The sequence below is a fragment of the Polynucleobacter sp. AP-Capit-er-40B-B4 genome (assembly GCF_018882245.1).
In the GTDB taxonomy this organism is placed as follows: Bacteria; Pseudomonadota; Gammaproteobacteria; order Burkholderiales; family Burkholderiaceae; genus Polynucleobacter.
The window spans coordinates 165,259-188,417 of sequence record NZ_JACVOV010000003.1 but is presented as its reverse complement, the minus strand read 5'-3'; the positions used below and the strand labels follow the sequence as shown (position 1 = coordinate 188,417).

Below are 23,159 nucleotides of genomic sequence, written 5' to 3'. Positions count from 1 at the left end.
AATTATTACCAGCATTACCCCCTCTAAGCCTGCTCAGGCGTTTCAATACCAAGCTCATTACCCTAGTACACTCCTAGTATTCATACTTTTTACTAGCGAACTTTTTCATGTTTGATACCGTCCGTAAACACCAGCGAATTCTGCAATTTGTATTAATGCTTTTGATTGTTCCGTCATTTGCATTTTTTGGCATCTCAAGCTATTCCAGCTTTCTTGATAAAGAAACAGACCTGGTCAAAATTAATGGCAAGCCTATTACTGCGCAAGAAGTAGATTCGGCAGCAAAACGCCAAGCTGAGCGTGTCGGTGGTAATGCGCAAATTGCACAAAGTCTGCAATTTAAACAAGCCATATTGAATGAGTTGTTGCAGCAACGAATTTTGGGTTTTGCTGTTGGCGATCTTCGTTTGCAAGTGGGTAATGAGGCTTTGGTTAAAAGCTTGCAAAACATTCCACAGATCCGCGCACTCTACAAACAAGATGGTAGTTTTGATGATGCTCGTTTCAAGCAATTGCTAGCAAGCAATGGAATGAATGAAGAGCAGTTTTATGCTAGCCAAGCTTTTGATTTAAAGATTGGTCAACTGGTGAACTCAGTGGCGCGTACTGAAATCGGTAGCCCTAAATTATCTGAGATTATTTCAACTCTGTATGAGACAGAGCGACAAGTGCAAGCGATGTCTTTTGATGCCAAGGACTACTTATCTAAGGTAAATCCTTCACAAGAGGAGTTGCAAGCCTTCTACACAGCAAATGCTAAGCTATTTGAGAGTCCTGAGTATGTGGATGTTGAGTACATTGTTCTTAAGGCCGACCCAAAGGAAGATGCCAAGGTATTTAGTGAAAAGGCTGATCAGTTTGCCAACATGACTTATGACCAGTCAGATAGCCTTAAGCCGGCCGCAGATAAATTGAAGCTAAATGTTCAAACACAAAAAGGCGTAACTCGCTCTGGCGCGTCTGGTGTTGCAAAAGATCACCCACTAGCCAATCCAAAGGTTGTTCAATCCCTTTTTGGTGATGAGGCCGTTAAGAACAAGCGCAATACAGAAGCAGTGCAAACATCCCCAGGCGTATTTGTTTCTGCTCGCGTAGTCACTTTTCATCCTGCGCAAACGCTTCCATACAAAGATGTCGCTACGGAAGTGAAGCGTCAAGTGAGTCAGCGTTTGGCTGAGAAGCTTGCAATTAATGCCGCTGCCGATCGTTATGCTGCATTAGAAAAGGATCCTAAAAGCGCATCAGGTTTTGCTAACCCAGTTTGGGTTTCCAGAAATAAACCAGCCAATTTAGTTGGTGGTGCGCTTGATCAGATAATGTCCATCAGCCCAGATAAATTCCCGGCCCTCGTATCGGTTAGCAATCCTGGCGTTGGAACCACCCTTTACCGCGTTGATCAAGTTCGTCAACCAACAGGTGTCGATGCCAAAGTTCATAAAGCACAGGCCCAACAAATCCAGGCTTTGGCAGCCCAGTCTGAGTTTGCAGTATTCATGGCTTATTGGCGTGATGTAGCTGGAGTGAAAGTAATTAATCCCCTGAAGCCAATGTCACCTGGTTCCGGAAGCTAGGCTAGTTACCTTTAAGGATTGTTTGATATGGGGCCATAGCGTCCCATACGTTTTTAAAGAGAACGATTTGTGCTTTTTCATTAGGATGAATGCGGTCGGCTTGGAATAGGCTGATATCGGATGCAACTCCACTTAAAAAGAAAGGGAGTAATTGCACATTCTCTTGTACTGCTAGCTTTGCATAAAGATCTTTAAATTCCCGGGTGTACTCTTGACCATAGTTTGGTGGAATCTGCATTCCGAATAGAAGTACTTTTGCCCCAGCTTGCTTACTCATTTGAATCATCTTGCGCAAATTCTTATTGGATTCTTGAATGGATAGACCGCGCAAGGCGTCATTTGCGCCTAGCTCAAGAAATACAATGCCAGGCTTTTTTTGCTCTAGCAGCTTGGGAAGTCGGGAAAGACCTCCGGAGCTCGTTTCCCCACTGATGCTGGCATTAAATACATTCCATGGGCTACCTTGTTTTTGAAGCTGCTCTTCCAATAGCTTGACCCAGCCAGATCCGCGTACGAGACCGTATTCGGCGGATAGGCTGTCACCCATCACCAAAATGGTCTGGTTTGTCTGGGCTAAGGTGCCAAATGAAATAAACAGGCAAAATAGAGCAATAGCCGACGTTAGGGCTTTCATTTTTTTACTCAAGAAGCTCAACCCAATATATCGATTCATTTATGAGTAATCCAGTAAAGGTCCTTAGTGCGATACATCTAGGTAAACAAGTTTTATCTAGCGATGGATCGTTAACTATTTTGCACGACATTAGCTTTGATGTCATTCAAGGCGAGAGTGTTGCCATTACGGGAGCCTCGGGTTCTGGTAAGAGCACCTTACTCAGTCTTTTGGCTGGATTAGATATTCCTTCTAGCGGTTGTGTTGAGCTGGTCTCGCAAAACCTCACTGAATTGGATGAGGATGGTAGGGCGCTTTTGAGGGGGCAAAAAGTAGGGTTTGTATTTCAATCATTTCAATTGCTTCCGCATCTAACGGCGCTTGAAAATGTAATGCTGCCTGCCGAGCTCAATGGCTTGGATATGCCCAAAGAAAATGCTCTGCATTGGCTAGGGCAAGTAGGCTTAAGGGAGCGCGCCAACCATTTCCCAAAGACCCTATCGGGCGGTGAGCAGCAGCGTGTTGCACTGGCCAGGGCTTTCATCATGAAGCCCGCCATCCTATTTGCGGATGAGCCAACTGGCAGCCTAGACGAGGCCAGCGGAAATAGGGTGATTGAGCTCCTTTTTGAGCTAAATCAGGCCAATAATTCGACCCTTATTTTGGTTACCCACGATCAGGCCTTGGCTGACCGGTGCCAGCGGCAACTGCACCTTCAGGGCGGTCGCTTAGTGTAGGCAAAACCTTATAATCTAGGGATGTCTTTTTTCCACTTTTTGCCCGGCGCTGACGCGCTTTCCCCCTTCCGCCAACAGCGACTTTTAGCGTCTTTGGCTGCCCAAGGGGTTGATCTTGAGTCTATTGAGGCTCAATACCTTCATTTTATTTGGTCTGAGGCAGAGTTAGCCTCCAAAAACCAGGAAGTCATGGCAAGTCTATTGACCTACGGTCAGCCATTTCAATCCAAAATAAATTCAGGTAAATCCTGGTTTGGAAAAGGTAAAGCAGAGGATCAATCTGCAATTGTTATCCCTAGGTTTGGAACTGTTTCACCTTGGGCTAGTAAGGCAACTGATATTGCTCGTCAATGTGGATTGGATGTTCTGCGACTTGAGCGCGGTGTTCAGTTTTCATGGAAGAGCAAAAAGGCGCTAACTCCAGAACAAAAACAATTGGTGTTAGCTGCGGCCCACGACAGAATGACTGAAGCGGTTATCGATTCAACCGATGCGGCTAATGCTTTATATCAATCTTTAGAAGACAAGCCTTTAGCACGCATTCCAGTAATGACCGAGGGCAGGGCAGCTCTTGATAAGGCTAATCAAGAATTAGGTCTTGCCTTATCTGATGATGAGGTTGTTTATCTAGCAGAAAGTTTTACTCGTCTTCAACGCAACCCATCAGATGTTGAGTTGATTATGTTTGCCCAGGCAAATAGCGAGCATTGTCGTCATAAGATTTTTAATTCAAGCTGGACAATCGATGGCGATGATCAAGAGCGCTCATTGTTCGCCATGATTCGCAATACTCATCAGTTGCACCCTGAGGGTACGATTGTTGCCTACTCTGATAACTCTGCAGTGATGGCTGGATGTGAGGCGGAGACTTGGGCCCCCCAAGGTTCAGATCATCGCTATCAAAAAGATACGCGCTTAGTTCATACCTTAATGAAGGTTGAAACACATAACCACCCCACAGCGATTGCGCCATTTCCTGGTGCTTCTACTGGTGCTGGCGGAGAGATTCGCGATGAGGGTGCAACCGGTGTTGGTGGTCGTCCTAAAGCAGGTCTTACTGGGTTCTCTGTTTCCAATTTGAATATTCCAGGTACAGATCTTCCATGGGAAGCTGAGAAATACGGCAAGCCAGAGCGTATTGCCACACCATTGCAAATTATGATTGATGGCCCCTTAGGTGGCGCAGCATTTAATAATGAGTTTGGTAGACCTATCTTAGGTGGATATTTCCGCGTGTTTGAGCAGACATTAGATGGAACTCGCCGCGGTTATCACAAGCCCATCATGATTGCTGGCGGTATTGGTAGCATCGACTCAATTCACACTGATAAAAAAGCAATTCAAGCAGGGCATTTACTCATTCAACTTGGCGGCCCTGGCATGCGTATTGGCATGGGTGGCGCTACTGGTAGCTCTGTTTCAACAGGCACAAACACTGCAGATCTGGATTTTGATTCAGTACAACGCGGTAATCCAGAAATGGAACGTAGAGCACAAGAAGTGATCAATGCTTGTCGTGCCCTTGGCGACCGTAATCCGATTGTTTCCATTCATGACGTCGGCGCAGGCGGTTTATCAAACGCCTTCCCAGAATTAGCTGATGGCGCTGGTTTAGGGGCTGCTTTTAAACTCCGAAACGTGCCCCTTGAAGAAAGTGGCATGAGTCCTGCGGAGATTTGGTGCAACGAGTCTCAAGAGCGTTATGTATTAGCAATTGAAGCAAAAGATTTAGATTTGTTTAAATCATTTTGTGAGCGTGAGCGCTGTCCTTTTGCGGTTGTTGGTGAAGCTACCTCTGAGCGTCAGTTAACGCTGAGCGATTCTAAGCAGGCTGCCGGCGCAGACGCTGCTTCACCAATTGATATGCCGATGGAGGTATTGCTAGGCAAGCCTCCGAAGATGCATCGAGACGTCAAACGCGTTGCGCAAGAATTTAAAGAGTTGGATGTAACCGATGCTGATCTAGCTCAATCTATTGCCTGGGTCTTACAGCAACCAACAGTTGCTAGCAAATCCTTCTTAATTACGATTGGTGACCGAACTGTTGGCGGCCTTAATGCTCGTGATCAGTTTGTTGGTCCTTGGCAGGTTCCTGTTGCTGACTGTGCCGTCACTATGATGGATTACAAGGGTTATCGTGGCGAAGCGATGTCCATGGGTGAAAGAACTCCATTGGCAGTTATCGATGCTCCAGCGGCAGCTCGTATGGCTGTTGGTGAGGCCGTTACGAACCTTTTGGCTGCAGATATTGCAAATCTTCAGGGCGTGAAGCTCTCGGCAAACTGGATGGCTGCATGTGGAGCCCCCGGTGAAGATGCCAAGCTTTATGACTCAGTTAAAGCCATTGGCATGGAGTTGTGTCCCGCTCTTGGAATTTCCATTCCAGTAGGAAAAGATTCTTTATCAATGTCTACCTCATGGCAAGATGGTAGCGAGGCTAAAAAAGTAGTTGCTCCAGTCTCCTTAATTATTTCTGCATTTTCATCAGTGCAGGATGTTCGCAAGACATCAACCCCACTTCTGCAATTGAAAGATCAAGCCGGATCTCCATTGGAGACTGAACTTATTTTGATTGACTTAGGTCGCGGTAAAAATCGCATGGCCGGAAGCATCTTGGCTCAAGTTCTGGATCAGTCAGGAAAAACGGCTCCAGATGTTGATCACCCAGAAGACCTCAAATCTTTATCCTCTGCAATCATTGAGCTGCGCAAAGAAGGTAGGTTATTAGCTTATCACGACCGTTCTGATGGCGGATTACTTGCTTGCGTTGCAGAGATGGCTTTTGCTTCACATTGCGGTATCTCCATGAACGTCGATATGATTGCTATGGATGCAGGGCAGGAACCAGATTACGGTGATGCTAAGAACTGGGCGCAACAGGTTTCAGGCCGCCGCCATGAGCAAACTATGCGCGCTTTATTCAACGAAGAACTTGGTGCTGTTATTCAAGTTCGAAAAGAAGATCGTGACGCTGTATTTGCCACCCTCAGAAAATTAGGTCTTAGTGCTTACAGTCATGTCATTGGTAAGCCAAATACCAATGGACGCATTGAGATCTGGCGTGACGCCAAAAATATTTTTGCCGAGCCACGTGAGGTACTGCAAAAGATGTGGACTAACACCAGCTACCAGATTGCACGCTTACGCGACAATCCAGCGTGTGCCGATAGCGAATTTGCGCTCTTAGACAATATCGCAGATCCAGGCATGAGTCCTAAACTCACTTTCGATTCGTCTGAAGATATCGCAGCACCTTTTATTGCTAAAAATTCGCGTCCTAAGGTCGCCATTTTGCGAGAGCAGGGCGTTAATTCTCATGTAGAAATAGCTTACTCGGTTAACTGGGCTGGATTTGATAGTTATGATGTCCATATGTCCGACTTGCTTAGTGGTAAAGCAAAGCTTGAGGACTTTAGAGGTTTAATTGCTTGCGGTGGCTTTAGTTATGGTGATGTGCTCGGCGCTGGCGAAGGTTGGGCTAAAACCATTCTCTTTAATCAACAGTTGCGTGATCAATTCTCTACATTCTTTAATCGCCAGGATAGCTTTGCATTAGGTGTCTGTAATGGTTGCCAAATGATGAGCAATCTCTCCGGAATTATTCCAGGTGCTGAAGCATGGCCTAAATTTACCCGCAACCAATCCGAGCAGTATGAGGCTCGCTTGGTGATGGCAGAAGTGATGGCTTCTCCATCGATCTTTACTCAAGGCATGGAAGGCAGTCAAATTCCAATTGCTATTGCACATGGTGAAGGTTATGCAAACTTTAGCCAACAAGGCAATCTTGAGCAGATTCAAAAGCAGGGATTAGCCTCTTTCCGGTTTGTAGATCATCAAGGTATTCCTACGGAAACGTATCCGATGAATCCCAATGGATCTCCCGGCGGCTTAACAGGCGTTACGACATCCGATGGTCGCTTCATGGTCATGATGCCCCATCCGGAACGTGTATTTAGGGCTGCGCAGATGAGTTGGTGCCCACCAGAGTGGTTAGATACCCCTGATGGCGCTAGCCCATGGTTACGCCTTTTCCGCAATGCACGTCGTTGGGCTAAATAATCTTTCTATAGATGGAACCGGTTACATTTTCTGAAAGCGGTGGCATACGCTATCTTCACTTTGGTACTGAATTGATTCAAGGGGCAATGCGCTTGCGCGACCCCGATGAGATTTACCTTGAGTACAACCAGCAGATGATGGCCTGGTTATTGTTTTTGGAAACTAAACCTGGGATGCGGATTGCTCAATTAGGTTTGGGTACTGGTGCATTGACCAAATTTCAGCATCGTTATTGCCCGGCAGTAAAGACTACGGTTGTGGAGTTAAATCCTGCGGTAATCGTATCTGCCCGGTCGATGTTTTTTACACCAGATGACGATCGTAAATTAGAAACCCTTGAAACTGATGCGAAACAGTTTGTTAAGGATAAAAAATATCAAGGCTTGTTTGATGCTGTTCAGGTCGATTTATATGATGCAATATGTGATGGCCCGGCGGCGAGCTCCTTGGAATTTTATAAAGGTTGCTTCAACATCCTTAAAGGGCCAGGTGTAATGACGGTGAATTTATTTTCACGTCATAAAAGTTTTGAAGTAAATCTAAAGAATATCTGCGAAGCATTTGATAATAGGGTTCTGTTATTTCCCGAGTCTCATGATTGCAATGTCGTTGCCATCGCTTTCAAGGGCCCTAAGCTTGAGGCTGAATGGAAAGATGTCTCCAAGCGAGCTAAATTGATTCTTGAGAAGACTGGGTTACCTACCAATAAGTGGGTTTCCGGCATCAGTCGCGAGAATGCACGTCAAGAATCAAAACTTTCTATATAAACGGTCAGAAATCTAACATAACAAAAAAGGCGATCATCAGATCGCCTTTTTATATTCAACACTCACGAAGGAGTGCTGAAATACCAACTTACACAGTTACTGTGTCAGCAACATCACTAAATGACTTAATCTTGTCAAAGTTCATGTAGCGATAAACTTCGCCAGATTTAGCATTCAAAGATTCAACTTGCTCGAAATATTCTTGCGGCGTTGGTAAGCGGCCCAAGAGTGCTGCAACAGCTGAAAGCTCAGCAGAAGCTAGGTACACACGAGTATCGATACCCAAACGGTTCGGGAAGTTACGTGTTGATGTAGAGACTGCAGTAGAGCCTTTACGGATCTGCGCCTGGTTACCCATACAGAGTGAGCAGCCTGGAGTTTCCATGCGAGCACCTGTAGCACCCAGAATGCCGTAATAGCCTTCTTCGGTCAGAATCATTTGGTCCATCTTGGTAGGAGGGGCTACCCACAAACGAGTAGGCATATCCTTTTTGCCTTGAAGAACTTGACCTGCTGCGCGGAAGTGTCCGATGTTAGTCATGCAAGAGCCGATAAATATCTCATCGATTTTCTCGCCAGAAACTTCAGACAGGAATTTCACATCATCTGGATCGTTAGGGCAGGCCAAAATTGGCTCTTTGATTTCGCTCATGTCGATTTCAATTACTTCAGCATAGTCAGCATTTGCATCAGCCTTGAGTAAGTCCGGCTTAGCGATCCAAGCTTCCATTGCTTTAATGCGACGACCTAAAGTGCGCTTATCTTCGTAGCCATTTGCGATCATCCACTTCATCAATGTGATGTTTGAACGCATGTACTCGATAATTGGCTCTTTGCTTAATTGAATCGCGCAACCAGCCGCAGAACGCTCAGCAGAAGCGTCAGACAATTCAAATGCTTGTTCAACTTTCAGGTCGGGTAGGCCTTCAATTTCCAGTATACGGCCAGAGAAAACGTTCTTCTTGTTCTGCTTTTCAACAGTTAGCAAACCTTTTTTGATGGCATACAAAGGAATTGCATTAACCAAATCACGCAAAGTAATGCCAGGCTGCATTTTTCCTTTGAAGCGAACCAATACAGACTCAGGCATATCCAAAGGCATAACGCCAGTAGCAGCAGCAAAGGCAACTAAGCCAGAGCCAGCAGGGAAGGAGATGCCGATTGGGAAGCGAGTATGACTATCACCACCAGTACCGCAGGTATCTGGCAGGAGTAAACGGTTTAACCAGCTGTGAATCACGCCATCACCTGGACGCAATGCAACACCACCGCGGTTGGTCATAAATGCTGGCAACTCATGGTGCGTGCGAATGTCTACTGGTTTTGGATATGCGGATGTATGACAGAAAGATTGCATTACCAAGTCTGCAGAGAATCCTAAGCAAGCTAAGTCTTTCAATTCATCACGAGTCATTGGACCAGTAGTATCTTGTGAGCCTACTGTAGTCATGTGTGGCTCGCAATAAGTATCTGGGCGAACGCCTTGACCTTCTGGTAATCCACAAGCACGGCCAACCATCTTCTGAGCCAGGCTGAAACCTTTTTTGTTATCGGGAGGGCTAACAGGAATGCGGAATTCAGTGGAAGCCGGCAAGCCAAGTGCAGCGCGTGCTTTAGCCGTAAGGCCACGACCTACGATTAAAGGAATACGTCCACCTGCACGAACCTCATCCAGAATCACTGGTGACTTGAGAGAGAAAGCGGCAATTTCTTTACCGTTTTTAAATGCTTTACCTTCATAAGGGCGGAGTTCAATCTCATCGCCCATATTCATATCAGAAACATCAAGCTCAATCGGCAACGCGCCGGCATCTTCCATAGTGTTAAAGAAGATTGGAGCAATTTTTGTGCCCAAGCAAACGCCACCAAAGCGTTTATTTGGAACAAAAGGAATATCTACACCAGTCCACCACAACACAGAGTTAGTGGCAGATTTACGTGATGAACCAGTACCAACAACGTCACCAACGTAAGCAATTTGATTACCTTTTTTCTGCAACTCAGCAATTTGTTTCATCGGACCGCGAACACCAGTTTCATCCGGCTCAATGCCTGGACGAGGGTTCTTCAACATCACTGTTGCATGCAAAGGAATATCAGGACGGCTCCACGCATCAGGAGCAGGCGATAGATCATCAGTATTTGTTTCGCCAGTCACTTTAAATACAGTGAGCTTCATGCTTTCTGGAACAGCTGGACGACTTGTAAACCACTCAGCATCAGCCCAGCTTTGCAATACAGACTTTGCATTCGCATTGCCTTTTTCCGCCATCTCTTGAACATCATGGAAGTAGTCAAACATCAACAATGTTTTCTTGAGTGCAGCAGCTGCAGCGGCGCCACATTCAGCATCGCTCAATAACTCAACTAGCGGTTTAATGTTGTAGCCGCCGAGCATGGTGCCCAACAATTCAGTAGCTTTGACTCGTGAAATTAAAGGGGATTTTTCTGTTCCTTTAGCGATCGCATCTAAAAACTCAGCTTTTACTTTTGCAGCTTCGTCAACGCCAGCAGGAACGCGGTTTGTAATTAACTCTACAAGCTCAGCCTCTTTGCCAGCTGGTGGATTTTTTAGCAATTTAACCAATTCAGCAGTCTGATCTTTGGTTAAAGGTAAGGCGGGGATGCCAAGGGCGGCACGTTCAGCAACTTGGGCGTTATAGGCTTCTAACATTGTGTTTCCTATGAGGTAAAAGTGGTCAATAGAAAGGCCAAAAGGGAATTTTCTCCCGATTAATCAGATTATAGTTATTTATTTAAGTCTTATATAAGACTTTGAATAGCCAATTTGCCCTTAAAACGCTAAATTATTGAAAATATTAGGGTTTTTACGGAAGAATTCCTATATTTCATAGGGGTGACCTAGGGCATTCAGTTCCTTATTAAAGGACTTCCTCTTCCTTCATGGCCCAAACTAAGGCGACTACCCAACCAACCAGCGACCAGCCCAGGAACAGATTTAAGGCAAAGATGGCACCAGAGTTAGCTCTTTTCTTATTAAATGCAATGGAAAAAGGCAAGAAATAGAAAAGGGAGAGCAGTGTAAGTAGTACGGCGAATAAAAGGCGCATGGGGTCAAGAAATGGGTTAATTTGCGGGAGAAACCCCATATTACAGATTTTCAGTTTTGTCCTGGGTGACCCTCTGTCGTTATAATTACTTTTTCCAACAGAGCTTAAGCGATGACCAAATACGTTTTTGTCACTGGTGGTGTGGTTTCTTCTTTAGGGAAAGGAATCGCAGCTGCCTCGCTTGCCGCGATTCTCGAATCCCGCGGCCTGAAAGTCACCCTCCTAAAATTAGACCCCTATATCAACGTTGACCCGGGCACTATGAGCCCACTCCAACACGGTGAAGTTTTTGTTACTGAAGATGGTGCAGAAACCGACTTGGATTTAGGTCACTACGAGCGCTTCGTATCTGCAAAGATGCGTAAGAGTAATAACTTCACTACCGGGCAGATTTATGAGTCCGTGATCAGCAAAGAGCGTCGTGGTGAATACTTGGGTAAGACAGTTCAAGTTATTCCGCACATCACTAATGAGATTCAAGCATTTGTAGAACGTGGCGCCAAAGCAAGTCACGACAGTAAGGCAGATGTTGCTATTTGCGAAATCGGTGGCACCGTCGGCGATATTGAGTCCCTACCATTTCTAGAAGCTGCAAGACAGATGAGCTTGCGCCTGCCTCTTCATGATTGCGCTTTTGTTCATTTGACTCTGGTGCCATACATCAATAGCGCTGGCGAGTTAAAAACCAAGCCCACACAACATTCAGTGCAAAAGTTGCGCGAGATTGGCATCATGCCAACTGTATTGCTCTGTCGTGCTGATCGCCCGATTCCGGAAGATGAACGCGCAAAGATTTCACTATTCTCAAATGTCCGTGAAGAAGCTGTTATTTCGGTGTGGGATGTAGACACCATTTATAAGATTCCTGAAATGCTGCATGCACAGGGAATGGATGACTTGATCTGCAGACAGCTTGATCTCAAAGCTAAACCGGCAGATTTATCCGTATGGGCTAATTTGGTGTATGAAATGGCCAACCCACAACACGAAGTCACTATCGGCATGGTCGGAAAGTATGTGGAATTAACAGAATCTTATAAGTCTCTAATTGAAGCATTGCGTCATGCTGGCATTCATACTCATACGCGCGTCAACATCAATTACATTGATTCTGAAGTAATTGAAAAAGATGGCGTTGATTGTTTGCGAGAGCTAGATGCCATTTTGGTTCCCGGTGGATTTGGAAAGCGGGGTACAGAAGGCAAGATTGCTGCTATTCGCTATGCTCGTGAAAACAATGTTCCTTATTTAGGAATTTGTCTTGGAATGCAATTGGCTGTCATTGAATTTGCTCGCCATGTTGCCAATTTGACTAAGGCAAACAGCACTGAATTTGATCCGCAATCTGATCAGCCCGTTGTAGCACTCATTACTGAGTGGCTTGATAGGGAGGGGCGTGTTGAGAAGCGTACAAATGATTCTGACCTAGGCGGCACTATGCGTCTTGGTTCACAACGTTGCCCAGTAAAGACTGGGACTTTGGCTTATCGTATTTATGGGGCTGAAGTGAATGAGCGCCATCGCCATCGCTATGAGGTAAACAATACTTATGTCCCTCAACTAGAGCAATCTGGCTTAATTATTTCCGCCAGAACTCCAAATGAAGAGTTGCCAGAAATGATGGAATTACCAGCATCAATTCATCCTTGGTTCTTTGGCGTGCAGTTCCACCCAGAATTTACTTCGACTCCCCGTGATGGACACCCATTATTTTCAGCCTTCATCAGTGCGGCATTAGTGCATCAAGAGCTGACTGCAAAGCAGCCGGCATAAAGGAAAAATATGAGCACATTTAAGCTATGCGGCTATGACGTGGGTTTAGATCGCCGCTTCTTTTTAATTGCCGGGCCTTGTGTCATTGAGTCCGAGCAATCCGCCATTGATATTGCAGGCCAATTAAAAGAAATCACTGCTACTTTAAAGATTCCATTTATCTATAAGTCTTCATTTGATAAAGCTAACCGTTCATCCGGTACATCATTCCGTGGTTTGGGAATGGAAAAGGGTTTGGAGATTCTGGCTAAGGTTAAGAAACAGATTGGTGTATCAGTTCTGACGGATGTTCATGACATCAGCGAAATCGAAGCTGTTGCTAGTGTTGTAGATGTATTGCAGACACCAGCGTTTCTATGTAGGCAGACCGATTTCATTCGCGCCTGTGCTCAGAGTGGCAAGCCAGTGAATTTCAAAAAAGGTCAATTCCTTTCTCCGCACGAGATGCTGAACGTGATTGAAAAGGCCCGTGCTGCAGCATTAGAAAAAAACCTTCCAGACCAATTTATGGTTTGTGAGCGTGGCGCATCTTTTGGATATAACAACCTCGTTTCTGATATGCGCAGCTTGGCAATTTTGCGCGAATCTAAGGCGCCAGTTGTTTTTGATGCAACGCATTCAGTTCAGTTACCGGGTGGTCAAGGAAGTTCTAGCGGTGGTCAAAGAGAATTCGTGCCAGTTTTAGCTCGTGCCGCTGTTGCTGTTGGTATCAGCGGGCTTTTTATGGAAACACATCCAGATCCTGCCAAGGCATTATCTGATGGCCCTAATGCTGTTCCACTAGATCGCATGAAAGAATTGCTCGCATCATTGGTCGCGATTGATGACGTTGTTAAATCGACCGGATCTTTTTTAGAAGACAGCTTTAAGTAACTCTTAGTAAATTAGTTAAACCCATTTCATATTGTTTTAAGGAGAAGGTGCATGAGCGCCATTGTTGACATCATCGGTAGAGAAGTTTTAGATTCCCGCGGCAACCCAACGGTTGAGTGCGACGTTTTACTTGAATCTGGTGTTATGGGTCGCGCAGCCGTCCCTTCAGGTGCATCCACAGGTTCACGTGAAGCAATTGAGTTACGTGATGGCGATAAGGCTCGCTACCTGGGTAAAGGTGTTCTAAAAGCTGTTCAAAACATCAATATTGAAATTGCTGAATCTATTCTAGGTTTAGATGCAAGTGAACAGGCCTTCTTAGATCGCACTCTGATTGAGTTAGATGGCACACACAATAAAGCGCGCTTAGGTGCTAATGCAACCTTAGCTGTATCTATGGCAGTTGCTAGAGCTGCTGCAGAAGAGGCTGGATTGCCTTTGTATCGCTATTTTGGTGGTTCAGGTGGTATGCAGTTGCCAGTACCAATGATGAATATCGTCAATGGCGGCGCTCATGCTAATAACAGTTTGGATATTCAAGAATTCATGGTGATGCCAGTTGGCGCTGAAAATTTCCGTGATGCTTTGCGCTGTGGCGCTGAGATTTTCCATGAGCTGAAAAAGATTTTGGGTGCGCAAGGTATGCCAACTACTGTTGGTGATGAAGGCGGCTTTGCTCCAAACTTTAAGAGCAATCATGAGTGCTTACAAACGATTATGAAAGCCATTGAAGGTGCAGGTTACCAAGCTGGTGAAGACGTTCTATTGGCCCTTGATTGCGCTGCTAGCGAATTCTATAAAGATGGTAAATATCATTTGGCTGGCGAAGGCTTGCAGCTTAGCTCAAGCGAGTTCTCAGACTATCTTGGTAACTTGGCAGATCAATTCCCAATCGTTTCGATTGAGGATGGCATGCATGAGAGTGATTGGGATGGTTGGGCCGATATTACCAATAAACTCGGCAAGAAGATTCAATTGGTTGGTGATGATCTGTTTGTTACCAATACACGTATTCTGAAAGAAGGTATTGAGAAGGGTATCGCCAATTCAATTTTGATTAAGATTAACCAAATTGGCACATTGACAGAAACATTTGCGGCTATTGAAATGGCTAAGCGTGCAAATTACACTGCAGTGATTTCACATCGCTCTGGTGAAACTGAAGACAGCACTATTGCTGATATTGCAGTGGGAACAAATGCTGGCCAGATTAAAACTGGATCATTGTCTCGTTCAGATCGCATTGCGAAATACAACCAACTCTTACGTATTGAAGAGGATTTGGGTGATGTAGCAACCTACCCAGGTAAGTCAGTCTTTTATAACCTCAAGCGCTAATCTTAAGATTTAATAGCGATGCGTATAGTTATCTACTCCATGCTGGTATTGCTAATAGCAATCCAGTACCCGCTTTGGCTGGGTAAGGGTGGATGGCTTAAGGTATACGAGATGGAGCGGCAAGTAGAGCTTCAAGAGGCTAAAAATAGCCTCTTAGCCTTGCGCAATGCCAAGTTGGCTGGAGATGTAAAAGATTTAAAGGACGGCACCCGTGCAATTGAAGAGCGTGCCCGTGTTGAGCATGGCCTCATTAAAGAAGGTGAGTTCTTTGTGCAAATTCTGCCTGCAGATAAATCAGGCGACGCTAAAGCTACAAAACAGTAAGTCGATGTTCTCAGTGGCCGCTAGAAGGTGGCCTTGTTGCATCACTCAATAAATCCGTTTTAAATACCTGTAGACAATCAACCGCATCAAAGCGATAAGGCTTAGCACAAAAATCACAAACAGTTTCAACGGCGCCTTGTTCCTCAAGAATGCTCTGAACTTCTTCCTCACCAAGCATGCGCAAGATATCAGCCACCTTACTGCGTGAGCATCTGCAAGAAAACCGAATAGGACGGGCAGGGAAGCTTCGTACACCGTTTTCAGCAGACTCTTCCAAAAATAGACGTCTTAAAATAGTCTCTGGCGGAAGCGATAACAACTCTTCATTGGTAATTGTTTCGCCAAGGGCTTGAATGCGTGACCATCCTTCCGCAGCAATCTGAGGATCCAGGTGAGCATGTCCACCTGAGTTTGGTAGGCGCTGCAGAAGCAAGCCACCAACCTGGGTATCACTCGACGCAAGCCAAATCCTGGTGTCCAGCTGCTCAGAATTTTGCATATAGAGCGCAATAGCTTCTGCAGCACTAGAGACTGGCTTTATGACTGCTCCTTGATGGTCTTGTAAGGCCACAATACCTTGATATGGTGCCTGTCCAGGTTCGCGATCAGCAGGGTCTAGAGTAATAACAAGCCGTCCACTCTGACTGACATCCAATAGTTCAGCGAGAGTTGCATCAGGTTTAATTTCGGAGGGGTCTACAGACAGCTTCACAGTAGCCCTCATTGATAAATCAGACTTGCATTCGACGACCAAGAGCTGAATAGGGCCCTTGCTTTGGGCTTGAATAATGAGGGTGCCATCAAACTTGAGGCTAGCGCTCAATAAAGTGGCTGCGCCCACAAAATCCCCCAAAATTCGACGGACAGCAGGAGGGTCATTTCGGCGCTCTAAAACAGCCTGCCAAGCGCTACCAATAGAGACAATTTCTCCCCTCACTGGGGCGCCATCACACATAAATACAAGTAATTCATTCATATGTCAAAGTATCCACTTTTTTTGGGTTTTAGTCATTTGAAGCACGACCTGAGATAATGTGTTTTATGCATATTCGTACACGTTTCGCCCCAAGTCCCACGGGCTTTATTCATCTGGGAAATCTTCGTAGCGCGCTCTATCCATGGGCTTTTGCGCGACACAATAAAGGAGACTTCATTCTTCGGATTGAAGATACCGACCTTGAGCGCTCCACTCAAGAGGCTGTAGATGTCATTATCGAAGGCATGGCATGGTTGGGTCTAGATTTAGATGAAGGCCCTATTTATCAAATGCAGAGGATTGATCGATATCGCGAAGTTGTAATGCAGATGCTCGAATCTGGATTGGCTTACCCATGCTATATGAGCGAGGAAGAGCTTAACCAATTGCGTGATCAACAAATGGCTAATAAAGAAAAGCCACGTTATAACGGCCTTTGGAGACCTGAGCCTGGCAAAACATTGCCTCCTGTGCCAGAGGGTGTAAACCCCGTTATTCGCTTTAAAAATCCTATTGGCGGCTCAGTGATATGGAATGATGCGGTTAAAGGTCAAATTGAGATTAGCAATGATGAGTTAGACGACTTAGTGATTGCAAGACCTGATGGAACGCCAACCTACAATTTCTGTGTTGTGATTGACGATATGGATATGAAGATTACCCACGTTATTCGTGGCGATGATCACGTCAATAACACCCCTAGACAGATCAATATCATGAAAGCACTAGGTGGCGTGCCACCTGTTTACGCTCATTTGCCAACAGTTCTCAATGATTCCGGCGAGAAGATGAGTAAGCGCAATGGTGCAATGAGCGTTCGTGATTACCAGAAAGCAGGCTATCTGCCTGAAGCCATTCTTAATTATTTAGCGCGCCTCGGATGGTCGCATGGCGATGCCGAAGTCTTCACTAAAGAGCAATTTGTCGGCTGGTTTGATTTAGAAAGTTTAGGGCGATCTCCGGCGCAACATAACCCAGAAAAATTACTGTGGCTTAACCATCAATATATTCAAAGCGAAGATCCCGAGAAATTAGCGGCAGCCACAAAGCCTTTTGCTCATGACTTAGGTATTGATACTGAATCAGGACCAGATTTTGTAAAGGTAGTGGGTCTACTAAAAGATCGTGCAAATACTTTGATTGAAATTGCAGAGGGGGCAAAGCTGTTTTATTTGCCGCCTCCTAATTTAAGTGCAGATCAAATCAAAGAAAATATCTCTGAATTAGTGGTTCCCGCATTAAAAGATTTGGTTAGCGCCATTTCATCGGCAGAGCCAACAAAAGAGGGATTTGCCGCTGCATTTAAGCAGGTTTTAGCCCAGCATCAACTCAAAATGCCAGCTTTGGCTATGCCAGTTAGATACGCTTTATTTGCTACCACCCAAACTCCGGCGATTGATTCTGTACTGGTGGTATTGGGCAAAGAAGAGGCTATCCAAAGGCTCTCCAAGGTCATCCACTAGAGAATTTGCGCACCTGCACAAAAATAGGATAAAATCTTGGATTGTTTTGAGTGTCTTGTAGTTTTATCGCGAGAATTCGGGGGTATAGCTCAGCTGGGAGAGCGCTTGCATGGCATGCAAGAGGTCAGCGGTTCGATCCCGCTTATCTCCACCAAGCATTTAAAATAGTATTTTGTTGTAGTCCAGGTCCCCATCGTCTAGAGGCCTAGGACATCACCCTTTCACGGTGAGTACGGGGGTTCGAATCCCCCTGGGGACGCCAGATTCTTCTGGTAGTTGTAAAGATGTATGATGTTGCGTTACTCGATGTATTTTGGAGCGGTAGTTCAGTTGGTTAGAATATCGGCCTGTCACGCCGAGGGTCGCGGGTTCGAGTCCCGTCCGTTCCGCCAAGACAATTAAAAAGCCCCCTTAATAGGGGGCTTTTTTTTATTACTTTAATTCTTTGATTAACTCAAAGAATGAGATATAGATCTTACTTCTTAGGCGTAGTAATTGATGCAGCCATTGCATCAAAGTAAATCACCTTTACTTGCTCACCGACTTTGACATCAGCTAATAGGGCGGGATTCTTTACGGTTACAGCAGTGATCTTGCCGCTTGGCCCCTTAACGGAAACCAACTTCTTCTCACGATTTACCTCGACAATATCGGCAATGATGGTTGTCTGGTTGGTAATTGTTTCAGAAGGTTTTTCGCTTGCTTTTGATTTGGTAACTGTATTGGTTTCTACCTTGGAACGAACACCATCACTCTTAGTTTTAATTAATTCAATAGCTACAGCCAACTCATAATTAACGTTAACGCGGTCGCCTTTTTTGATTTGGTCAAAATTCTTAATATCTGGACCAGCCACAAATTTAGATTCGCCTTCTTTGTTTTTAAATGTAATTGTGCGGGTTTTTTTATCCACCTTAACGACTTCACCTTCATAGAGCTGATAGACATTATCGGTAACAGCTGCATCGATAACAACTGGCTTGGTGGAACCAGCTGTAGAGGGAGACTGGGCATTAACTGCCGTTGTTCCTGCGAAAAACACAGCAAGCATCATAGCAATCGGGGCGAATTTCATATTAGTTTTCCTTATTTAAATAACTACTAAATTCAATCTTAGCCTATTTGAAAGCAAATTAGAGCTATAAAAGGGTATACACCTCTGCAAGACTGAGCTGCTGAGGGTTTGTTAAGATCAACCAGTACGTTAATTCATTCTAAAGGATGTGAAATGCCCCAGTTTGCAGCCAATCTGACCATGCTATTTAATGAATATCCTTTTATGGAGCGCTTTGAGAAAGCTGCTAATTCAGGATTTCAGGCGGTGGAGTTTCTCTTTCCATATGCATACTCGGCTCATGAAATTCGCCAACAGCTAGATCAAAATCATCTTCGCTTGGTTCTTCATAATCTGCCGGCAGGAGACTGGGATGCAGGAGAGCGTGGGATTGCTTGTTTGCCGGATCGTGTAGAGGTATTCCAGAGTAGTGTCACTAAGGCAATCGAATATGCAGCAGTGCTTGGCGTAAACCAACTCAATTGTTTAGCAGGGAGAACTCCCGAGGGAGTTGATCCTGGATTGCTGCGAAAAACATTTATTACCAATTTAAAGTACGCTGCAGCCGAGCTTAAAAAAGCCAATATTAAATTACTTATTGAGCCGATTAATACGTTTGACATTCCTGGTTTTTATTTATCCAAGACTGAGCAGGCATTAGATATCCTGAATGAAGTTGGTTCTGATAATTTATATATCCAATATGACATCTATCATGCACAACGTATGGAGGGTGAGCTTAGCAAAACGCTAGAGAAAAATATTTCTAAGATTGCCCATATTCAACTGGCTGATAATCCGGGTCGAAATGAGCCTGGTACGGGCGAAATTAATTACCCACACTTATTTAAGTTGCTAGATAAGATTGGCTATGCAGGATGGATAGGTTGCGAATACAAGCCAGCAAATCAGACTGAGTCTGGATTGGGTTGGATCAAAGCGCTCAATTAATTAATATAAATCAATGCACTCTAGGACTTACATATGTCTTCAACCTTAATCGTTTACCTTCACGGTTTTCGCTCTTCACCGCGCTCAAGTAAAGCAGTTATGACTGGTGACGCAATTAAAGCCTTGTCTACTTCAGAAAAACCCATTGAGTGGTATTGCCCTCAACTTTTAGCTTCTCCTAAGGCAAGCATGGACATGGTTAATGCGTACATTTCAAGCTCTCAGCATGATCGCCTGGTGGTTATTGGATCTTCTTTGGGTGGCTACTATGCAAATTACTTGGCAGAAAAGTATGGATGTAAAGCGGTCGCACTGAATCCTGCCGTTAGAGCCCCCAGAGAGTTGGCAGCACATGTAGGCATACTTACTTCCTACGATACTGATGAGCCATACGATTTTCGGCCAGAATATATTGTTGAATTAAAAGCCCTACAGGTAGAATCAATTACCGATCCTTCCCGTTATTTCTTGATGGCAGCCAAAGGGGATGAGCTTCTTGATTGGCATGAGATGGTGGATTTTTATAAGGGTGCCGAGCAACTAGTGCTTGAGGGTAGCGACCATGGAATTGCAGATTACCCTGAACATTTGCCAAGGGTATTAAAGTTCATTGCCAAATAGGTTGATTGATTGCAGCCATCTTCTTCTGTAAGATGATCCAAACGACTGTTATCCACTCGATGCGGTCTAGAAAGGAGAGTTTGTGCTGAGCATCTTGAAATTAGACGCAGGTGGAATTCCCCAGGGCTGGGTAAATCCTGAAGAAGCTACGAAGCAATATGCCGATAGCAGTGTCTTATGGACTCTAGGTGATCCTATATTCAAAATGCGTGGTGGCATTTCTCGCGCAACTGGACAGCAATCTGTTATTGAACTTCACTCCATCATTGCGGTGAAAGGCAGCGCAAAAATTAATCTCTTTGATGTGGTGCCTGTCATCACTAAGCATAAGCTCTATAAACGGGATAAAGGTTTATGTGCTTATTGCGGTGATGCCATACATGAAAATCATGCGGAAGCAGAGCACATCATTCCCAATAGTCGTGGTGGTCAATATAGCTGGATGAATTTAGTCATATCCTGCAGACCATGCAATCAAAGAAAAGGTAATCGAACCCCAGAACAGGCTGGTATGGGTTTGTTGTATACGCCCTATTTACCAAGTCTCTATGAAGACATGATTCTTAAAGGGCGAAATATATTGGCCGATCAAATGGATTTTTTAGCAGCTAATCTCCCTAAAACTAGCCGCCTTTTGGAGGGCTTGTCCTGAGTTTAGTAAGAGGGTGGGGTAGTGGTCTTCACTTCCCCAAAATTAAATCATTACGAATTTTTCTTGCTGCCCTGCTACTTTCTATTGTTGGGCATTTCGTATTATTTTTTGGCATCCCGTTTTTCTCATTTAAAGATCCCCAGCCTATTGCGGAAGATCTCATTATTAGAACGGAGCTAAAAACAGAGCCGCCTAAGAAAATACAAATGTCTAGGGCTCCTAAAAAGAAGGCTGAGAAACAAAATGTATCTTCAAGCTCTCAAGCTGAGGTCAATGCAAGCGGCAACGGAAATCTAGGTGCAAATGGTGATCAATCTGGAGTTGCATTTAAATTGCCCGAATCGGGAATCATTTATTACGACACGTATGTCGATGGCCAGCAATATCAAACCGGCGAGATTGATTGGATTGTAGAAGGGAATAGCTATCGCCTATATATCAACATTCCATACGCATTTGTTGGCCCGTTCGTCTTCGAATCACGCGGAACAGTAGACTCCTATGGTATAGCGCCAAGCATTTACTGGACGCAGCGTGGCACGAAAGCACCGCGCTACTCTCGATTTGATCGAAACGACAAAGGGGAAGGGCAGATGTACTTTTCAGAAAAGCCCGAATTTACTCCAACCATTTTGCCAGGCACACAAGATCGTTTTAGCCTTATGTTTCAGCTTGCCTCTCTATTGAATGGGGATAGCAAGATGGATGAAGCTGGGAGCATTCGATCCATTCCAGTTGTCGATTACAACACTCTGGAGATGTGGAATTTCAAGAGTTATGGCGAATCCCTGTCAGATGACATTCCAAGTATGGGCAAGACAATCAATCGTCACTATGCACTGATGCAGCGTGAAAACGACCCCTATAAGCGACAGGTTGATATCTGGCTTGCGAAGGACCTGGAGTGGCTCCCAGGACGCATTCGCTCATTAGAGGCTAATGGGAGAGTTCTTGAGATGGTATTTAAACAGAAGAACCCAATACCAGTTCGCACAAACCCTTAACTTTAAAAGCCTGATCCTGATTTTGGGTTTTGGTTTTGCTCGTTATGACCCAATAACGCCCCCATCATGGTGTAAAGCGCTGCCCCTGACATAGACACTGCAAATATCCCAGAGAAGGAGATGATGATGGGGAGGATCCGCCATTGTTCAGTGAGCTTGTAATCGCCATAACCAACCGTTGTATACATTTCACCAGCAAAGTAGAAGGTTTGAGGATTGGTTGGGAAAACCTTCAAAGCAACGCAAATGTATGACCAAATAATGATTTCGGCAAAATGAATGGAAATCACCAATAGAATGGCGATGAAATAAGACAGGAAGCTAGCCCCAAAGACTCGTCTTCTAGACATGAAATTGTCAATGGCATGAAATGCTCCCGCAATGCCCAGTACAGCAACTGCGTGAATAGCCAGCATTAGGCATGCACAAACAACAACGACCCAGATCTGGCTATTGCCCATATCGGCATTAATCTCACCAAAGAGAGTGGAAAAGCTAGGTAGGTTGGTATTTTGAAATAGGCTAAGCATTGGTGTTGTGATTGTGAAGGACTACAGAAATATCTTATTTGACATAATAATGATTATACGCAGATAATAATATTAGGACTTGAGAGGCTCAACACCCTTAGGCCACTTATAAGGCTGCTTGTAAAGCTTTTGCCAGCGTGATAACAAGCCTTCTGAAATCCATGGCTTCTCATAAATAACAGCTATATCAATCGCGCTAAGACCTTTGGAATTCCTTAATTGCAAGTCTGCGCCTTTATCAAGCAATAGCTTTACTAAGGCCTCATTACCGGATTGGACAGCCATCATCAATGGTGTCGTATTTCCTTGGCTTAACGAATCTATAGATGCTCCATTGGCAATAAGAAACTGTGCGACATCAAGATGACCTCTGGCACACGCATAATGTAATGGAGTCCACCCAATATGATCAATCTGAGCCTTACGCTGTAAAACAAGGGCTTTTACAGCTGGTAAATCTCCATTTATGGAGGCAATCATTAAAGGTGTTTCCCCAGACTTATTGGATAGATCTACATCTGTAGCCTTATTTGTTATTAATAGATTAATTACGTCTTCAGACTTATCTCTGATGGCTAAATTAAGCATTGGATCACCCTTGGGATCCACTGTATTGGGGCTAACACCCTTTGAAATTAGGCTTTTGACTGTAGCTGCATCGTTAAACTTAGCCGCTTTTGCAAATTCAGAAATTTGATCTTCTGTTTGTGCGTAGACTACCCCAAAAAATAACGTAAAAGTGAAAAAAAACGAAGCATAAATATTAAACTTGAATATCATAA

The 23,159-nt window shown here is 44.7% G+C and carries 20 protein-coding genes and 3 tRNA genes; 16 read left to right on the top strand and 7 right to left on the bottom strand.

Annotated elements, in window-relative coordinates:
- Positions 1–107: 107 nt before the first annotated feature.
- Positions 108–1,571 (top strand): peptidylprolyl isomerase, encoded by a 1,464-nt coding sequence (locus ICN19_RS08995; RefSeq protein WP_216247207.1) that lies wholly within the window; start codon positions 108–110, stop codon positions 1,569–1,571.
- Position 1,572: 1 nt separating this feature from the next.
- Here ICN19_RS08995 and ICN19_RS08990 read toward each other — a convergent pair whose 3' ends face one another.
- Positions 1,573–2,244: an arylesterase gene (locus ICN19_RS08990; protein ID WP_216247206.1), complete on the bottom strand. Its 672-nt coding sequence runs from the start codon at positions 2,242–2,244 to the stop codon at positions 1,573–1,575.
- 2 nt (positions 2,245–2,246) lie between these two features.
- Here ICN19_RS08990 and ICN19_RS08985 point away from each other — a divergent pair, with 2 nt between their 5' ends.
- Genes ICN19_RS08985 through ICN19_RS08975 form a run of 3 tightly spaced genes read left to right on the top strand, consistent with a single transcriptional unit; the run spans position 2,247 to position 7,747 of the window.
- A complete protein-coding gene (locus ICN19_RS08985; RefSeq protein ID WP_216247204.1) occupies positions 2,247–2,921 on the top strand; it encodes an ABC transporter ATP-binding protein in 675 nt (224 codons plus the stop codon).
- A gap of 21 nt (positions 2,922–2,942) precedes the next feature.
- Positions 2,943–6,980, top strand: a complete 4,038-nt coding sequence (purL, locus tag ICN19_RS08980) for a phosphoribosylformylglycinamidine synthase (protein ID WP_216247202.1) — start codon at positions 2,943–2,945, stop codon at positions 6,978–6,980.
- 11 nt (positions 6,981–6,991) lie between these two features.
- Positions 6,992–7,747 carry a spermidine synthase gene (locus tag ICN19_RS08975; protein WP_216247200.1) on the top strand — a complete coding sequence of 252 codons (756 nt, stop codon included), beginning with the start codon at positions 6,992–6,994 and terminating at the stop codon, positions 7,745–7,747.
- Positions 7,748–7,835: 88 nt separating this feature from the next.
- Here ICN19_RS08975 and ICN19_RS08970 read toward each other — a convergent pair whose 3' ends face one another.
- Together ICN19_RS08970 and ICN19_RS08965 are read right to left on the bottom strand one after the other, a co-directional pair.
- Complete coding sequence (locus ICN19_RS08970) at positions 7,836–10,421, bottom strand: bifunctional aconitate hydratase 2/2-methylisocitrate dehydratase (protein ID WP_216247198.1); 2,586 nt, start codon at positions 10,419–10,421, stop codon at positions 7,836–7,838.
- A gap of 208 nt (positions 10,422–10,629) precedes the next feature.
- A complete protein-coding gene (locus tag ICN19_RS08965; RefSeq protein WP_216247197.1) occupies positions 10,630–10,818 on the bottom strand; it encodes a superinfection immunity protein in 189 nt (62 codons plus the stop codon).
- A 111-nt stretch (positions 10,819–10,929) separates the two neighbouring features.
- On the opposite strand from ICN19_RS08965, the gene ICN19_RS08960 reads away from it, so the two are divergent.
- From ICN19_RS08960 to ftsB, 4 genes are read left to right on the top strand one after another with little or no spacing between them, the layout of a single operon-like run.
- A complete protein-coding gene (locus ICN19_RS08960) occupies positions 10,930–12,591 on the top strand; it encodes a CTP synthase (protein ID WP_216247195.1) in 1,662 nt (553 codons plus the stop codon).
- 9 nt (positions 12,592–12,600) lie between these two features.
- On the top strand, positions 12,601–13,464 hold the full coding sequence (gene kdsA / locus ICN19_RS08955) for a 3-deoxy-8-phosphooctulonate synthase (protein WP_216247193.1): 864 nt from the start codon (positions 12,601–12,603) through the stop codon (positions 13,462–13,464).
- Positions 13,465–13,515: 51 nt separating this feature from the next.
- Entirely contained in the window at positions 13,516–14,802 is a 1,287-nt protein-coding gene (eno, locus tag ICN19_RS08950) for a phosphopyruvate hydratase (RefSeq protein WP_216247190.1), read from the top strand.
- 18 nt (positions 14,803–14,820) lie between these two features.
- Positions 14,821–15,126, top strand: coding sequence for a cell division protein FtsB (gene ftsB, locus ICN19_RS08945; RefSeq protein ID WP_216214853.1), 306 nt, complete (start codon positions 14,821–14,823; stop codon positions 15,124–15,126).
- A 10-nt stretch (positions 15,127–15,136) separates the two neighbouring features.
- On the opposite strand, the gene ICN19_RS08940 is transcribed toward ftsB, so the two are convergent.
- Positions 15,137–16,102: an Hsp33 family molecular chaperone HslO gene (locus ICN19_RS08940; RefSeq protein WP_216247189.1), complete on the bottom strand. Its 966-nt coding sequence runs from the start codon at positions 16,100–16,102 to the stop codon at positions 15,137–15,139.
- A gap of 65 nt (positions 16,103–16,167) precedes the next feature.
- Between ICN19_RS08940 and gltX the strand changes: the two genes are divergently transcribed.
- From gltX to ICN19_RS08920, 4 genes are all read left to right on the top strand, one after another.
- Positions 16,168–17,565, top strand: a complete 1,398-nt coding sequence (gene gltX / locus ICN19_RS08935; RefSeq protein WP_370625192.1) for a glutamate--tRNA ligase — start codon at positions 16,168–16,170, stop codon at positions 17,563–17,565.
- Positions 17,566–17,643: 78 nt separating this feature from the next.
- Positions 17,644–17,719, top strand: a tRNA-Ala gene (locus ICN19_RS08930).
- A gap of 32 nt (positions 17,720–17,751) precedes the next feature.
- Positions 17,752–17,827: transfer RNA gene (locus tag ICN19_RS08925), tRNA-Glu, on the top strand.
- Positions 17,828–17,880: 53 nt separating this feature from the next.
- Positions 17,881–17,957 (top strand) — tRNA-Asp (locus tag ICN19_RS08920).
- An 83-nt stretch (positions 17,958–18,040) separates the two neighbouring features.
- On the opposite strand, the gene ICN19_RS08915 is transcribed toward ICN19_RS08920, so the two are convergent.
- Positions 18,041–18,640, bottom strand: a complete 600-nt coding sequence (locus tag ICN19_RS08915; RefSeq protein WP_216247185.1) for a hypothetical protein — start codon at positions 18,638–18,640, stop codon at positions 18,041–18,043.
- 153 nt (positions 18,641–18,793) lie between these two features.
- Here ICN19_RS08915 and hyi point away from each other — a divergent pair, with 153 nt between their 5' ends.
- From hyi to ICN19_RS08895, 4 genes are all read left to right on the top strand, one after another.
- Positions 18,794–19,570 carry a hydroxypyruvate isomerase gene (hyi, locus tag ICN19_RS08910; RefSeq protein WP_216247182.1) on the top strand — a complete coding sequence of 259 codons (777 nt, stop codon included), beginning with the start codon at positions 18,794–18,796 and terminating at the stop codon, positions 19,568–19,570.
- A gap of 33 nt (positions 19,571–19,603) precedes the next feature.
- A complete protein-coding gene (locus tag ICN19_RS08905; protein WP_216247180.1) occupies positions 19,604–20,191 on the top strand; it encodes a YqiA/YcfP family alpha/beta fold hydrolase in 588 nt (195 codons plus the stop codon).
- 82 nt (positions 20,192–20,273) lie between these two features.
- Positions 20,274–20,843, top strand: coding sequence for an HNH endonuclease (locus ICN19_RS08900; protein ID WP_370625191.1), 570 nt, complete (start codon positions 20,274–20,276; stop codon positions 20,841–20,843).
- Between the two features lie 206 nt (positions 20,844–21,049).
- Positions 21,050–21,847: a DUF3108 domain-containing protein gene (locus tag ICN19_RS08895; RefSeq protein ID WP_255536985.1), complete on the top strand. Its 798-nt coding sequence runs from the start codon at positions 21,050–21,052 to the stop codon at positions 21,845–21,847.
- 2 nt (positions 21,848–21,849) lie between these two features.
- Here the strand turns inward: ICN19_RS08895 and ICN19_RS08890 are convergent, their stop codons facing one another.
- Together ICN19_RS08890 and ICN19_RS08885 are read right to left on the bottom strand one after the other, a co-directional pair.
- Positions 21,850–22,377 carry an ion channel gene (locus ICN19_RS08890; protein WP_216247178.1) on the bottom strand — a complete coding sequence of 176 codons (528 nt, stop codon included), beginning with the start codon at positions 22,375–22,377 and terminating at the stop codon, positions 21,850–21,852.
- Between the two features lie 72 nt (positions 22,378–22,449).
- Positions 22,450–23,157: an ankyrin repeat domain-containing protein gene (locus ICN19_RS08885; RefSeq protein ID WP_216247176.1), complete on the bottom strand. Its 708-nt coding sequence runs from the start codon at positions 23,155–23,157 to the stop codon at positions 22,450–22,452.
- Positions 23,158–23,159 lie beyond the last annotated feature (2 nt).